Origin of the sequence: Duganella margarita, assembly GCF_009857535.1 — a bacterium.
GTDB lineage: Bacteria > Pseudomonadota > Gammaproteobacteria > Burkholderiales > Burkholderiaceae_D > Rugamonas > Rugamonas margarita.
The window spans coordinates 352,851-367,479 of sequence record NZ_WWCS01000004.1; the positions used below are offsets into that span (position 1 = coordinate 352,851).

General features: G+C 63.2%; 13 protein-coding genes. 9 read left to right on the top strand and 4 right to left on the bottom strand.

The genetic code is table 11. The annotated features are described in order from the left end of the window. Window positions 1-100 precede the first annotated feature (100 nt). Entirely contained in the window at window positions 101-1,135 is a 1,035-nt protein-coding gene (locus tag GTP55_RS08800) for a LacI family DNA-binding transcriptional regulator (RefSeq protein WP_161044553.1), read from the bottom strand. A 3-nt stretch (window positions 1,136-1,138) separates the two neighbouring features. Beyond that, window positions 1,139-1,747: a glutathione S-transferase N-terminal domain-containing protein gene (locus GTP55_RS08805; RefSeq protein WP_161044554.1), complete on the bottom strand. Its 609-nt coding sequence runs from the start codon at window positions 1,745-1,747 to the stop codon at window positions 1,139-1,141. Between the two features lie 105 nt (window positions 1,748-1,852). Here GTP55_RS08805 and purB point away from each other — a divergent pair, with 105 nt between their 5' ends. The 6 genes from purB to GTP55_RS08835 all read left to right on the top strand — a co-directional run bounded on the left by purB (window position 1,853) and on the right by GTP55_RS08835 (window position 7,967). Beyond that, window positions 1,853-3,229, top strand: a complete 1,377-nt coding sequence (gene purB, locus GTP55_RS08810; protein ID WP_161044555.1) for an adenylosuccinate lyase — start codon at window positions 1,853-1,855, stop codon at window positions 3,227-3,229. Window positions 3,230-3,364: 135 nt separating this feature from the next. Beyond that, window positions 3,365-3,892: a cytochrome b gene (locus GTP55_RS08815; RefSeq protein WP_161044556.1), complete on the top strand. Its 528-nt coding sequence runs from the start codon at window positions 3,365-3,367 to the stop codon at window positions 3,890-3,892. Window positions 3,893-3,917: 25 nt separating this feature from the next. Further along, on the top strand, window positions 3,918-4,472 hold the full coding sequence (locus GTP55_RS08820) for a YceI family protein (RefSeq protein WP_110845535.1): 555 nt from the start codon (window positions 3,918-3,920) through the stop codon (window positions 4,470-4,472). Window positions 4,473-4,496: 24 nt separating this feature from the next. After that, entirely contained in the window at window positions 4,497-5,063 is a 567-nt protein-coding gene (locus GTP55_RS08825) for a YceI family protein (RefSeq protein ID WP_110845536.1), read from the top strand. Window positions 5,064-5,134: 71 nt separating this feature from the next. Then, window positions 5,135-7,288, top strand: a complete 2,154-nt coding sequence (locus tag GTP55_RS08830; RefSeq protein ID WP_161044557.1) for a S46 family peptidase — start codon at window positions 5,135-5,137, stop codon at window positions 7,286-7,288. 109 nt (window positions 7,289-7,397) lie between these two features. Then, window positions 7,398-7,967 (top strand): NADPH-dependent FMN reductase, encoded by a 570-nt coding sequence (locus GTP55_RS08835; RefSeq protein ID WP_161044558.1) that lies wholly within the window; start codon window positions 7,398-7,400, stop codon window positions 7,965-7,967. On the opposite strand, the gene GTP55_RS08840 is transcribed toward GTP55_RS08835, so the two are convergent. Next, window positions 7,968-8,699: a hypothetical protein gene (locus GTP55_RS08840; RefSeq protein ID WP_161044559.1), complete on the bottom strand. Its 732-nt coding sequence runs from the start codon at window positions 8,697-8,699 to the stop codon at window positions 7,968-7,970. It abuts the gene before it with no gap. Window positions 8,700-8,864: 165 nt separating this feature from the next. Here GTP55_RS08840 and GTP55_RS08845 point away from each other — a divergent pair, with 165 nt between their 5' ends. Together GTP55_RS08845 and GTP55_RS08850 are read left to right on the top strand one after the other, a co-directional pair. After that, complete coding sequence (locus GTP55_RS08845) at window positions 8,865-10,541, top strand: M14 family zinc carboxypeptidase (RefSeq protein WP_371868309.1); 1,677 nt, start codon at window positions 8,865-8,867, stop codon at window positions 10,539-10,541. Window positions 10,542-10,619: 78 nt separating this feature from the next. Continuing rightward, on the top strand, window positions 10,620-12,764 hold the full coding sequence (locus GTP55_RS08850) for an FUSC family protein (protein ID WP_161044561.1): 2,145 nt from the start codon (window positions 10,620-10,622) through the stop codon (window positions 12,762-12,764). A 3-nt stretch (window positions 12,765-12,767) separates the two neighbouring features. On the opposite strand, the gene GTP55_RS08855 is transcribed toward GTP55_RS08850, so the two are convergent. Beyond that, window positions 12,768-13,658 (bottom strand): LysR family transcriptional regulator, encoded by an 891-nt coding sequence (locus GTP55_RS08855; protein WP_161044562.1) that lies wholly within the window; start codon window positions 13,656-13,658, stop codon window positions 12,768-12,770. 102 nt (window positions 13,659-13,760) lie between these two features. On the opposite strand from GTP55_RS08855, the gene GTP55_RS08860 reads away from it, so the two are divergent. Next, window positions 13,761-14,624, top strand: coding sequence for an SDR family oxidoreductase (locus GTP55_RS08860; protein ID WP_161044563.1), 864 nt, complete (start codon window positions 13,761-13,763; stop codon window positions 14,622-14,624). Window positions 14,625-14,629: the final 5 nt, after the last annotated feature.

Below are 14,629 nucleotides of genomic sequence, written 5' to 3' on the forward strand. Positions count from 1 at the left end.
GCTTTATTGAGCAGGTGGACGCATTATGCAATCGATTGCATAAACTTGCAAAAGAAATTTCTGGCACGGCTTTTGCGTGCCGTGCAATCGGTTGCATAAATCAGACAGTACTGGCGCGGACGATCAGTTGGGTCGGCAGTTGCAATGAAGGCGCAGGACGGCCTTCGGTGAGTTCCAGCAGCGACGCGACCAGCGCGCGGCCGGCCTCCTGGATCGGTTGCTGGACGGTGGTCAGCGGCGGGTGGAAATAGCTGGCCAGCGGAATATCGTCATAGCCGACCACCGCTACCCGGCCCGGCACGTCCAGCCCGTGCTGGCGGAAGGCGTTGATCGCGCTCATCGCCATCAGGTCGCTGCCGGCGAACACGGCGTCGAACGCCACGCCACGGCCCAGCAATTCCTCGGCGGCCAGGCGGCCGCCGTCCGGCACGAACGAGGCCGGCACCAGCAGGGCCGGATCGGCAGCCAGGCCGGCCGCCGTCAGCGACTGGCACAGGCCGGCGTAGCGCTGGCCGATTTCCGGCAGGTTGATGTCGCCAAAGAAGGCAATCCGTTGCCGGCCCTGCGCCAGCAGATGGGCGCCGGCCAGCTGGCCACCGGCCAGGTTGTCGCCGCCGACGGTGCAATACAGCTGCTGCGGCAGTTGCGCGCCCCACACCACGATCGGCACATGGCGCGCGGCCAGCTGGTTCAACTGGTCATGGTGGCGCCACTGGCCGATCAGCACAATGCCGATCACGCGGCCGGTATCGAACGGCGCGGCGGCCGCATCCAGTTCGCTGGCGTCGACGCGCGACACCAGCATGTCGAAGCCCTGCTCGGTCAGCGCATCGGCCAGGCTGCCCAGCATCGACAGGAAAAACGGATCGGACAGATGCTGGCGCGTGGCCGGGTCGTACGGCACCACCACGCCGACCGTGCGGTTCTGCTTCATGCGCAGGTTCTGCGCGCCGATGTTGATGTTGTATTTGAGCGAACGCGCCAGTTCCATGACGCGGGTGCGCGTCTCTTCGCTGATCAGCTTGCTGCCGGCCAGCGCGCGCGACACGGTCGAGGTGGACACGCCGGCCAGCCGCGCAATGTCGGCCATCTGCAGGCGCCGGCTGTCGGCCTCCGGCGGCGGGGTCTTGGGCATGGCTTACGCCGGCTGCGTGTCCTTGAACGACGGGCGTTCGGACAGCTTGTCATACAGCTTGGCCAGGTTGGCGTAGTCGTCGCGCCAGGTGATTTCCGGGAAGCGGAACGACAGCCAGCCCAGCGTGCAGCCGACCGCCACATCGGCCAGCGAGTAATGGATGCCGTTGCAGTACGGCTGCTCGCCCAGCTTCTCGGACAGCGCCTTCAGGCCCAGGTCGACCTTGCGCATCTGGCGCGCCATCCACTCCGCGCTTTGCTGCTCCGGCGGCCGCATGGTGCGCTCCAGGCGCACGCTGACGGCGGCGTCCAGCATGCCATCGGCCAGTGCTTCCCAGCACTTGACGTCGGCGCGGTCGCGGCCGTTGGGCGGCAGCAGCTTGCAGACCGGCGTCAGCGTATCGAGATACTCGACCATCACGCGCGAATCGATCATCACCGTGCCGTCTTCCATGACCAGGCTCGGCACTTTACCCAGCGGATTGAGCTGGTTGATGATGGTGTCGGCCGCCCACACATTTTCCAGTTCGAACTGGCAATCGAGCTTTTTTTCCGCGAGCACGACACGAACCTTGCGGACATAAGGGCTGGCGAGGGAACCGATGAGTTTCATAGACACTTAGAGAGGAAGAACAGGCGCCAGTATAACATCGGCGGCTTGCACGGCCGCCAATGGTAAAATCACGGTCTCTGCTTTTTCAACTTCGCTCTTTCCATCATGACCACTACTCCTTACTCCACGCTGTCGGCGCTGTCGCCGCTGGACGGCCGCTACGCCGGTAAAACCGATCTGCTGCGCCCGATCCTGTCCGAAGCCGGCTTCATGCACCACCGCGTCAAAGTAGAAATCTCCTGGCTGCAGGCGCTGTCGCTGGCCGGTTTCGACGAAATCAAGCCGTTCTCGGCCGCAGGCACCGCGCTGCTGGACAAGATCGCCGCCGACTTCACCGAAAACGACGCCGCCCGCATCAAGGAAATCGAAGCCGTCACCAACCACGACGTCAAGGCCGTGGAGTACTGGCTCAAGGAGCAAGTCAAGGATGTGCCGGAACTGGTGGCGGCGTCGGAGTTCATCCACTTCGCCTGCACCTCGGAAGACATCAACAACACCTCGCACGGCATGATGCTGAAGGCCGCGCGCGACACCGTCATGCTGCCGTCGCTGCGCAAGGTGATCGCCCGCCTGACCGAGATCGCCCACGCCAACGCCGAGCTGCCGATGCTGTCGCGCACCCACGGCCAGACCGCCAGCCCGACCACCCTGGGCAAGGAAATGGCCAACGTCGTGGCCCGCCTGCAGCGCGCCATCGTGCGCATCGAGCAAGTCGAGATCCTCGGCAAGATGAATGGCGCGGTCGGCAACTACAACGCCCACCTGTCGGCCTACCCATCGTTCGACTGGCCGGCGTTCTCGAAGGCCGTGATCGAGCAGCGCCTGGGCCTGGTGTTCAATCCGTACACCATCCAGATCGAACCGCACGACTACATGGCTGAACTGTTCGACGCCTTCGCGCGCGCCAACACCATCCTGCTGGACCTGAACCGCGACATCTGGAGCTACGTCTCGCTGGGCTACTTCAAGCAGAAGCTGAAAGCCGGCGAAATCGGTTCGTCGACCATGCCGCACAAGGTCAACCCGATCGACTTCGAAAACTCAGAAGGCAATCTGGGCCTGGCCAACGCCGTGCTGAAGCACCTGTCGGAAAAACTGCCGGTGTCGCGCCTGCAACGCGACCTGACCGATTCGACCGTGCTGCGCAACATCGGCGTCGGCTTCGGCTACACGCTGCTGGCCTACGACAGCTGCCTGCGCGGCCTGAACAAGCTGGAAGTCAATCCGGCCCGCCTGGAAGCCGACCTCGACGCCAACTGGGAAGTGCTGGCCGAGCCGGTGCAGACCGTGATGCGCCGCTACGGCATCGAAAACCCGTACGAACAGCTGAAAGAGCTGACCCGCGGCAAAGGCATCTCGAAGGTGGCGCTGCAGGAGTTCATCAACGGCCTGGCCGTGCCGCAGGAAGCCAAGGACCTGATGCTGGCCATGACCCCGGCCAACTACACCGGCATCGCCGCAGCTCTGGCCAAAGCCATCTGATGTAAACAGGAAATTTGTTCTACACTAGCCCCGCCGACCTTCACGTCGCGGGGCTTTTTTTCGCCTCGGCAAGCGCACATCGGATTTCTTTGGTATATTTAGTCCTAACACGTACTATTTCCTCGGAGCCGCTTTATGCCACGCTATACCAAAACCGCAATGTTGCTGCACTGGCTGGTCGCCTTGCTCATCATCGCAACCTTCTTCCTCGGCCTGTCCATGGTCGCGATCCACGGTTTTTCGCCGACCAAGCTGAAATACTTCTCCTGGCACAAATGGATGGGTGTGACAGTCTTTGCGCTGGCCGTGCTGCGCGTGCTGTGGCGGGTCACGCACAAGCCACCGGCCAAGCTGGCGTCGATTCCGGACTGGCAGCACATGATCGCCGAAGGCATGCATTACCTGCTGTACGTCCTGATCTTCGCGGTGCCGCTGTCGGGCTACTTCTACACCTATGCGGCCGGCGTGCCGGTGGTCTACCTGGGCCTGTGGCAGATGCCGGCCGTGATGGCGGCCAATCCCGAACTTAAGCCAATCTTACAAAACGTCCATTATATTTTGACCATGACCATGGCGGCCGCGGTGGTCGCTCATGCCCTGGCCGCCCTGAAGCATCACTTCATCGACCGCGACGTGACGCTGAAACGCATGTTGCCGCTGTAATCCCACCCATCCACTGGAGCTTTATATGAACACCATTAAAAAAATCGCCCTCGTATCCATGCTGGGTATCGCCTTTGCCGCCAGCGCCGCCGCCCTGAAAACCGATCCGGCCAAAAGCACCGTCACCGCCACCTTCAAGCAAATGAACGTGCCGGTCGATGCCAAGTTCAAGAAATTCACCGCCAACATCGACTACGACGCCGCCAAGCCGGACGCCGCCAAAGCCACGGTTGAAGTCGAAACCGGCAGCATGGACCTGGGCGATCCGGAGTACAACAAGGAAGTGACCAAGAAAGAATGGTTCAACGCCGCCCAGTTCCCGAAAGCGACCTTCGTGTCGTCGTCGATCAAGAGCGCCGGCGCCGGCAAGCTGACCGTGACCGGCAAACTGACCATCAAGGGCAAGGCCACCGACGTCAGCTTCCCGCTGACCGTCAAGGCCGACGGCAAGAACCAGGTATTTGACGGCGTGCTGCCGATCAAGCGCCTGACCTACAACATCGGCGAAGGCGAATGGAAAGACACCAGCATGGTGGCCGATGATGTCGCCATCAAGTTCCACGTCGTCGCAGCACAATAATTTTACCCACGGAGACCATCGAAGATGAAAGCACAGATCCTGATCGCCACGCTGCTGGCCGCCTCGGCCACGTCGGCCATCGCCGCCACCTACAACATCGACCCGACGCATACGTACCCGAGCTTCGAGGCCGATCACATGGGCCTGTCGGTATGGCGCGGCAAGTTCGACAAAACCAGCGGCACGGTGACCATGGATCGCGCGGCCAAGACCGGTGGTCTCGACATCAAGATCGACCCGGCCTCGATCGACTTCGGCCTGGAAGCGATGAACAAGCACGCCCGTGGCGAGGACATGTTCAACGTGACCAAGTTCCCGACCATCACCTACACCAGCAAGTCGTTCAAGTTTGACGGCGACCAGCTGGTGGCGGTGGACGGCGAACTGACCATGCTGGGCGTGACCAAGCCGGTGACGCTGAAGGTCAACAAGTTCAAGTGCATCATGCATCCGCGCTACAAGAAGGAAGCCTGCGGCGCCGACGCCAGCGCCGAGTTCAAGCGCAGCGACTTCGGCCTCAACTACGGCCTCCCCAACTTCTCGCCGGAAGTCAAACTGGCGATCCAGATCGAAGCCATCAAGGCTGACTAAAAAAACCGGGGGCAACCCCGGTTTTTTTATTGCTATACTCCTGAGCGCCGTTCAACCACTTCCTGAGAGACATGAAAAAAACTTTGATCGCGCTCGCCATCCTGAGCACCTCCGCCTATGCGGACGAAGGCATGTGGATGCCACAACAGCTGCCACAAGTAGCCAAGGAACTGAAAGCCGCCGGCCTCAAGCTGGATCCCGCCACCCTGACCAAGCTGACCGAATTCCCGATGGGCGCCATCGTCAGCCTGGGCGGCTGCTCGGCGTCCTTCGTGTCGCCGCAAGGCCTGGTCGCCACCAACCACCACTGCGTGTACGGCAGCGTCGCCCACAACTCGACGCCGGAACGCAATCTGCTGGCCAACGGTTTCCTGGCCCACAACCTGGGTGAAGAACTGCCGGCCTCGCCGGGCAGCCGCATCTGGGTGACCAAGGCCGTGACCGACGTCAGCAAGCAGGTGGTGACGCCGGAAGTGGCCAAGCTGAGCGGCAAGGCGCGCGTCGACGCGATCGAGAAGAACCAGAAATCCATCCAGGCCGAGTGCGAAAAAGACGCCGGCCACCGCTGCACCGTGTCGTCCTACTACGGCGGCCTGGAGTACTACCTGATCAAGCAACTGGAAATCCGCGACGTCCGCCTGGTGCACGCACCGCCGGAAGGCGTGGGCAAGTTCGGCGGCGATACCGACAACTGGATGTGGCCGCGCCACACCGGCGACTACGGCTTCTACCGCGCCTACGTCAGCAAGGACGGCAAGGCCGCCGACTACAGCAAGGACAACGTCCCGTACGTGCCGCAGCACTACCTGAAGCTGGCCAAGGAAGGCGTCAAGGAAGGCGACTTCATCATGGTGCTGGGCTACCCGGGCCGCACCAACCGCCACCGCCTGCCGTCGGAAGTCGGTTTCACCTTCGACTGGAACTATCCGGCGTTTGTGAAGCAATCGGCCGAAAGCCTGGCCATCATTGCCGACACCACCAAGGACAACAAGGACACCGCGCTGAAATATGCGTCGCAAGTGGCCAGCATCAACAACTATTACAAGAACCGCCAGGGCATGCTGGACTCCTACGCCGGCAGCGATATGCTGCAGCGTAAGACCGCCGAGCACGAAGCGCTGAAGCAGTGGATCAACGCCGACGCCAAGCGCAAGGCCGAGTACGCCAGCGACATCGACGTGGTCGAAAAACTGATCGCCCAGCGCGATGCGGAAATCAAGCGCGACTATTACTTCGGTTCGTCGAAACCGCGCCTGCTGAACACCGCGCGCATGCTGTACCGCCTGGCCAACGAAAACACCAAGCCGGACGCCGACCGCAAAGCCGGCTACCAGGTGCGCGACGTGCCGCGCCTGAAATCGTCGGTGGACGCGCTGGTGCGCAACTACGACGAGAAGGTCGACAAGGCACTGGTGCTGAACAGCCTGATCAAGTACGCCGCGCAGCCGGCGGCCGAACGCAACGCCGCGTTTGATTCGGTGGTCGGCATCAAGGACGGCATGAGCAAGGCCGACCTGCAAGCCGCGCTGGACAAGCTGTACGCCGGCAGCAAGCTGGGCGACCTGGCCGAGCGTAAAGCCTGGCTGGACCGCAAGCCGGCCGACTTCAAGGCCAGCGACGACGCCTTCATCAAGGCCGCCGTGGCGCTGTACGAGCCGGACCTGAAAGACGAAGCGCAAGAGGAAGAGCTGGGCGGCAAGCTGCAACAAGCCTACGCCAACTACATGAAGGCCAAGATCGCCTACATGCACAGCAAGGGCCAGGCGGTTTATCCTGACGCCAACAGCACGCTGCGCGTCACCTTCGGCAAAATCGCCGGCCGCGATCCAGGCGCCGACGGCACCACCTGGAAAGCCTTTACCACGGTTGAGGGCGTCGCCGCCAAGGCCACCGGCCAGGGCGAGTTCAACGCCCCGGCCGCGCAGCTGAAAGCCATCAAGGCCAAGGAATACGGCAAGTACATGGATCCGAAGCTGAAGTCGGTGCCAGTCGCCTACCTGGCCACGCTGGACATCACCGGCGGCAACTCCGGTTCGGCCGCGCTGAACGCCAAGGGCGAGTGGATCGGCCTGGCGTTTGACGGCACGCTCGATTCCATCATCTCCGACTGGGACTTCAACAAGAAGATGACCCGCGACATCCAGGTCGACCTGCGCTACATCCTGTGGAACATGAAATACGTCGACCACGCCGACAACCTGCTGAAGGAAATGAACGCCGAATAAGCGCCTCATCCTTAAGCCGGAGAGCCACGCCCCTGTAAAGCGGCGTGGCTTTTTTGTTGGATCGGTTACAGTATGTTTTTCCCGCCACTCACCACTGTAAGGAGATTCCATGTCCGCGAAGAAAATCGCCGTGATCATCGGCAGCCTGCGCAAGGATTCACTCAACCGTAAATTCGCCCACGCGGTGATGGAACTGGCGCCAGCCTCGCTGGCATTGGACATCGTCGAGATCGGCGAATTGCCGGTCTATAACGAGGATCTGGACGCCAAGGACGTGACGCCGCCGCAGGCCTGGACCCAGTTCCGCGACCGCCTCAAGGAATATGAGGGCGTGCTGTTCTTTACGCCGGAATACAACCGCTCAACCACCGCCGCGCTGAAGAACGCGCTGGACGTCGGTTCGCGTCCCTACGGCAGCAGCGTGTGGAGCGGCAAGCCGGCCGGCATCGTCAGCGTGTCGCCGGGCGCCACCGGCGGCTTCGGCGCCAACCACCATCTGCGCCAGTCGCTGGTGTTCCTCGACATGCCGACGCTGTTGCAGCCGGAAGCCTACATCGGCGGCGCCGCCAAGCTGCTGGGCGATGACGGCAAGCTCAACAACGACAGCACGCGGGAATTCCTCAAGAAGTTCATCGACACCTACGCCACCTGGGTCGAGACCAACGCGAAGAAAAAATAATCAGCGCCGGAGCGCCGTGAAGGCATAGCCGCTCGCCTTCAGCGTGGCCGGCATCCAAGCGCGCGGCGCGCCACGGTTCAGCGCCAGCAGGTGCGGGCCGTCGCGGCCCGGCAGCAGCGCGATATCGGCGCCAGGCAGGCGCTGCGCCAGTTGCAGCGCGCTGTCCGTCGTCCCTGCCCGGCTGAGATACACGCGGTACGAAGCGCGGCTGTCGCCGAGTTCCAGCAAGTAGCCGGCCACCGCCGTCGTGCCGGAGGTGCCCGGCATGGCGGTCACCCGCAGCCGCGTTTTCTGTTTGCGCAGCTCCAGCGCATTCCAAGGCTGCATCGGATACAGCGTCGGCCCGCCAGTTCTGGGCGGCACGCCGCTGTCGCTCGGCTCCGCCACCACCACCGGCAAGCCGTCACGCAGCGCTTGCAACGGCGCCAGCCCGTCGTAGCGGCCCGCCGTGGCCGGCGTCACCAACAGCAGATCGGCCGCCGGCCAATTGCTGACGAGATCCTGGCTGTAGGCCTCGGCATCCGCATCGACCGTCAGCACCGTCAGGCCCTGGAAGCTGATCAACACCAAGCCCCTGCCGACCGGCTGCATGCGCCCCTGCGACACGCTGCTGCCGCCCTTCCCGTTCACCTCGATCACATAGCGCGGTCCGACCTGCGCCACGCCCCAGCGGCAGCCCAGCGCCATCAGTAACACCACGCCCACCGCCCGCAAGCCATAGTTGTTCCGCATCGCAGCCTCCCTTCGATGATCAGAAGTCCAGTAGATCACCGGCCGCGCGGATTTACCTTGCAGCAACTCAACGCCCGGCCTGAGGGCGCTCAAAAAACGGGCACGATGATACAATCTCGCCCTTCCCCCTATTCCCGCTGAGATCCACAGACTATGCACGCAGAGATGCTGACGCCTTATGAAAAAGGCAATCAAAACCAAACCACCACGTGGAGCGAATGCATCGCTTTCTACGAAGAGCTCGCCAAGCGCTTCCCGCAGGTGCTGCGCTTTGAGCAGATCGGCCTGTCGGACGGCGGCATTCCGGTACACGCCGGCGTGGTCAGCGCCGACGGTGTGCATGACCGCAGCCAGATCAAGGCCGAAGGCCGCCCGGTCTTCTTCAACAACAACGGCATCCACCCCGGCGAACCCGAAGGCGTGGACGCCTGCATGGCCATTGTGCGCGACCTGTGCTTCGATCCGGCCAGGCTGGCCGCACTGGGCAAGACCGTGCTGCTGTTCGTCCCGCTGTACAACGTCGACGGCGCGCTGAACCGCGCCAACACCTCGCGCGTCAACCAGGACGGCCCGGAGCTGTTCGGCTTCCGCGGCAACAGCCGCCATCTTGACCTGAACCGCGACTTCATCAAGTGCGACACGTACAACGCCCAACTGTTCAATCAACTGCTGACCAGCTGGGACCCGGACGTGATGGTGGACACCCACACCTCCAACGGCGCCGACTATCCGTACACCATGACGCTGATCCACACGCAGGCGGACAAGCTGGGCTACGGCCTCGGCCCCTTCCTGCGCGAGACCATGCTGCCGCACATTTACAAAGAGATGGACGCCAAAGGCTGGCCGACCTGCCCGTATGTCAATCCGGTCAAGGACACGCCGGACGACGGCCTGGCCGAATTCCTCGAAGTGCCGCGCTTCTCGACCGGCTTCGCCGCCCTGCACCACGTGATCGGCTTCATGCCGGAGACGCACATGCTCAAGCCCTTCAAGGACCGCTACGATTCGATGCGCGCCTTGCTGGACGTGACCATGGCCTTCACCGTGTCACACGGCGAGCAAATCAAACAGCTGCGCGCCGACGCCAAAGAGCAGGCGGCCAACGCGAAAGAGTGGACCGTCAACTGGAAGATGGATGAAACCAATCCATCGACGTTCCGCTTCAAAGGCTACGCGGCGCAACGCAGCGCCAGCCTGCTGGGCAACTACCAGCGCCTGTCGTATGACCGCAGCAAGCCGTGGGAAAAGGACATCGCCTACTACAACAGCTTTGTTCCGGCCGTGACGGTGCCTGCGCCAAAAGGCTACATCGTGCCGCAAGCCTGGCGCGAAGCGATCGAACGCCTGCAATGGAACGGCGTGGAGATGGCGCGCTTCGACGAAGCGCAGACGGTGGAAGCGCAGTACTATCACATCGTCTCCGTAACCTCGCGCACCAACGCCTACGAAGGCCATATGTACCATGACGACGTGCAGCTGGAAGCGCGTACCGCCAGCTTCACCGTGCAGCCGGGGGACTGGTTCATCCCGCTCAAGCAGGGCAATGCCCGCTACGCCGTCGAGACGCTGGAACCGCAAGGCCATGACTCCTTCTTCCGCTGGGGCTTTTTCAACAGCGTGCTGGAAAAGAAAGAAGCCTACTCGGACTACGTGTTCGAAGACCTGGCGCTGGACATGCTGGAAACCGAACCGGAACTGAAAGCCAAGTTTGAAGCATGGAAGGCCGCCAATCCGGCGCTGCTGTCGGACCAGGATGCGGTGCTGGGCTTCATCTTCGCCAACGGCAAACGCCATGCGGAGCCGGAGTGGCGCCGCTACCCGGTGCTATCCGTTTTCTAAAATTTAAACCGCGTCATTCAACATGCGCGCCGTGGCGATCCTGCGGTGCGCATGCAAGCTGCCCACAAGGCCATAGCCATGCATTACGCACTCAATCTGCGCACCTTCTTCTATAGCCATTACTTTTATCTTGGCCTGCGTTTTGCCGCCGGTCTGGTTGGCGTCACCCTGATCACGCTGCAATTTGCCGACATGGCCACCGCCATGACGGTCTGCATCGGCGCGCTGTGCACCGCGCTGATGGACATGCCCAGTCCCCTGCGCCACAAGTTCAACGAGATGAGCGCCTCGGTGCTGCTGTGCAGCGCCGTGACCCTGTTAATCAGCCTGTGCGCGCCGTATCACTGGCTGCTGATGATCATGCTGGTGGTGGTCAGCTTCGCCGCCTGCATGATGGTCGTCTACGGCAAGAAGTCGATGCCGCTGCAACTGGCCACGCTGTTCATCATGACCATGTCGATGGAACATGACATGACGGTGCGCCAGTCCTTCATCCACACCGGTTTGTTCACGCTCGGCGCAGTGGCCTATCTGGCCTACGCCATGGGCATCTCGTGGATACTGCGTCACCGCATCAAGCAGCAGGTGCTGGCGGAAGCGCTGTTCGAACTGGCGGCCTACATCGACATCAAGGCCGACTTCTACGACGCACGCCACAACCTCACCGAACAATTCAATAAGCTGATCCGCCATCAAAGCCTGCTGGCCGACCGCCAGCAAGCCTCGCGTGACCTGATCCTGCGCGCGCATAACAACGCCCGCGACGCCATCGTGGTGCAAGTCCACGTCTGCATGCTGGACCTGTATGAACTGATCCTGTCCACCCACACCGACTACGCGCTGCTGCGCGCGCACCTGGCCGATTCGCCGGTGATGCAAACGCTGCACGACCTGGCCTACAAGGCCGCACGCGATATCGAATCGGTCGCCTACGACGTGACGCGCAAGAAGTCGTCCTATCCGGAGATCAGCTACGAACCGGAGATGAACGCGATCGAAGCCGAACTGGCGGCGATCCAGCAGCGCATTGACGACGGCAAGCCGCAGCAGGAAGCGCTGGCGGTGCTGCGCGCGCAGCGCAACAAGATCCGCGCCATCATCAAGATGATCGGCGAGCTGCATCAGGCCAGCCAGAAAGCCTACGACACGACGCCGTTCTGGGTCGATGCCGACATGGGCCCGTTCCTGTCGCAGCAGAAGTACGAATTCCGCATGATCCTGTCGCACCTGCGGCTCGATTCGCCGATCTTCCGCTTCTCGCTGCGGGTGGCGATGGCGATTGCGGTCGGCCTGGCGGTGGCGGCGCTGCTGCCGTATGCGGCGCACAGCTACTGGATCGTGCTGACGATTGTGATCATCCTCAAGCCGTCGTTCAGCATGACCAAGCAGCGCCGCAGCGACCGCATCATCGGCACCATCATCGGCTGCGTGATCACCGCGCTGGTCATCAAGTTCCTCAACTATCCGGCGCTGATTCTCGCCATCCTGGTGCTGTCAACGGTGGCCACGCCCACCTTTATTTATCTGCGCTACCGCTATGCGGCGATTGCGGTGTCGATCATGATCCTGCTGCAGATGCACCTGATCGCCCCGGGCAACCATAACCTGATCATGGAGCGCCTGATCGACACTTTCATCGGCGCGGCGGTGGCGACGGTGTTCAGCTTTGTGCTGGCCAGCTGGGAGTACCAGACCTTGCCACGCCTGGTGCGCGAAGTGCTGGCTGTGAACCTGCGCTACATGCAGGCCAGCTTCGATCTGCTGCAAGGCAAAGGCAAGGACGATTTCGCCTATCGCATCGAGCGCAAACGCCTGATGGACAGCCTGGCCATGCTCAGCTCCGCGCTGGTGCGCATGCTCGACGAGCCGTCCAGCAAGCAGCGCGCGGTGGAGGACATCAACCTGTTCATCGTGCAGAACTACCTGCTGGTGGCGCACGTGGCAGCGCTGCGCGCGATCCTGCGCCGGCATACCAGGGAGCTGCCGGCGGCAGCGGTCAACGCCATGCTGGCCGACAGCCATGACCAGGTGGTGGAGACGCTGACGCGCGCGCTCGATCCGCACAAGGCCGACCAGGCGCCGTTGATGACGCCCATGGCGGCCGACACCAGCAGCGTGCCGTGGTCCGGCTGGCCGCTGGTCCAGCGCCGCATCCGGCTGCTGCAGGCGGACGCCGTCAAAATCATCGTCCACCGCGAAGCCATCCTGCGCGACCTGGCGTGAGGCTCAGTCGAGATAGGCCGCCAGTTCCTCCGGCGCGCCTTTCGGAAATGCCTCCTTCAGATAGGCGAGAAACGCCGACACGCGCGCGCTGAGCAAGCGCCGCGACGGATACAGGGCCCACAGCGCAATCTCCGGCCCGTCCACATCGCCCCAGTGCACCAGCGCGCCGGCCGCCAGGTCATGGCTGACCAGCGATATCGGCAGGCAGGCGGCGCCGACGCCCGCCCGCACGGCGTCGGGCACCATGATCATCGACGACAGCGACAATACCGGCTCGAACGGAATATCCTCCACCCCGCCCGCCGCCCGCACGCGCCACGCACCGGCGACGTTGCCGGCGTCGCGCACCACCGCAGGAACCGCGGCGCCATCCGCCGGACGCGCCAGCTGCGGGCTGGCCACCACCACCAGGCGGTCGCGCAGCAGGATGCGGCCCACCAGATTCGCATCCACCGCCGGATTGACGCGGATCACCAGGTCATAACCTTCCTCGACCATATCGACGCTGCGGTCTTCGGTGGTCACTTCCAGCCGGACGGCCGGGTAGCGGAGCGCGAAATCGGCCGCCAGCTTGCCCATCGCCGTCTGCGAGAACAGCAGCGGCGCGCTGACCCGCAGGCGGCCGTGCGGCACGCCGCCACCCAGCGCGATTTCGGTCGCCGCCGAATCGATCTCCGCCAGCAGCGCGGCGGTGCGCTCGTACAGCGCCTGCCCTTCCTGCGTCAGCTTGAGCGCCCGCGCGCCGCGCTCGAACAGCCGCAGGCCAAGGCTGCTTTCCAGTTCGGCCACCCGGCGCGACAAGGTGGCCTTGGGCCGGTCGCAGGCGCGCGCCGCCTTGCCAAAGCCGCCGTGGCGGGCGACGAGGTTGAAATCGGTCAGTGCAAGTAAATCCATGTGTTCCACCCATGAGACAGTGAGTCCAAATATACCATCTATCGGACCGCCGCTGGAATGCCTACCATGGGAACCATCATCAACCACACACGGAGAACTTCCATGACTATCCTCGTAACCGGCGCCACCGGTAAAGTTGGCACTAAAGTGATCGAACAACTCGTCAAACGCGGCGCCGACGTGCGCGCACTGGTGCGCAATCCCGCCAGCTCCAGCTTCCCGGCCGGCGTCGCCGTCGCCCAGGGCGACCTGCTCGATCCCGACTCGCTGCGCGGCGCGCTGTCAGGCGTCTCCACGCTGTTCCTGCTCAACGCCGTCGCGCCCGACGAATTCACCCAGGCGCTGATCGCGCTGAACGTCGCCAAAGAGGCCGGCGTCAGGCACGTGGTCTACCTGTCGGTGATCCACAGCGACCTGTATGTGAACGTGCCGCACTTCGCCGGCAAATACGGTGTCGAACGCATGATCGAGCAGATGGGCTTCAGCGCCACCATCCTGCGTCCCGCCTACTTCATGGACAACGACCTGACCGTCAAGGACGTGGTGCTCGGCTACGGCGTCTACCCGATGCCGGTGGGCGACAAGGGCCTGGCCATGATCAGCGTGGACGACATCGGCGAGATCGCTGCCATTGAACTGGTGCGCCGCAACCAGTCGGCCACACCGCTGCCGCTGGAGCGCATCAACCTGGTCGGCCCGGAAACCCTGACCGGCAACGACATCGCCGCCGCCTGGTCCGCGGTGCTGGGCCGGGCGATCGCCTACGGCGGCGGCGACACGGCCGCCTTCGAACAGAACCTGCGCCAGTTCATGCCGGGCTGGATGGCCTACGACATGCGCCTGATGGGCGAGCGCTTCCTCACCGACGGCATGCTGCCCGGCGCCGGCGACGTGGACCGCCTGACCGCGCTGCTGGGCCGTCCACTGCGCGCCTACCGTGACTTCGCCGCTGCCATTGCAGCTTGAGAACG